Here is a 422-nt window from a genome sequence, read left to right as displayed (position 1 = left end):
AATTAGTGTATTGGTATCGAGACTTGCGAACCAGCTGGAATCGAGTATGCTGTAGGTAGCTTTAACTTGATTGGTTACGATCCAAAACAGTTTGCTGTCTATTTTAATAAAGTATGGCAGAATGATATACAGCTTTCGGTTCAATTGTGTCGTCAGTTTCAAATTGATCCGGCAAAGATTATTAGTCATCATGAAGGCTTTTTGCTTGGTCTTGCGACTAATCACAAAGATCCGGAGCATTGGTGGAAATATTACGGAAAAACAATGGACGACTTTCGTCAACAAGTTAAAACTATATTAGATGCAGGTGATTGATATGGCAAAAAAGAAAAAAGAAAAATTTGAGTCGATTCGTACTTCTCACGTCGACGGAGATGATTTAATTATGGACAATCTTTTTGCAAAGATTAAATTAAGCGAGA

The 422-nt window shown here is 36.3% G+C and carries 1 protein-coding gene; it reads left to right on the top strand.

The window, feature by feature from the left end; genetic code table 11:
• Positions 1-66: 66 nt before the first annotated feature.
• Complete coding sequence (locus KH893_RS12510; protein ID WP_281166365.1) at positions 67-315, top strand: hypothetical protein; 249 nt, start codon at positions 67-69, stop codon at positions 313-315.
• Positions 316-422: the final 107 nt, after the last annotated feature.

The organism is Liquorilactobacillus sicerae (assembly GCF_029916425.1).
In the GTDB taxonomy this organism is placed as follows: domain Bacteria; phylum Bacillota; class Bacilli; order Lactobacillales; family Lactobacillaceae; genus Liquorilactobacillus; species Liquorilactobacillus sicerae.
The sequence above is the reverse complement of the archived record's forward strand: the minus strand, read 5'-3'. Positions and strand labels throughout refer to the sequence as shown.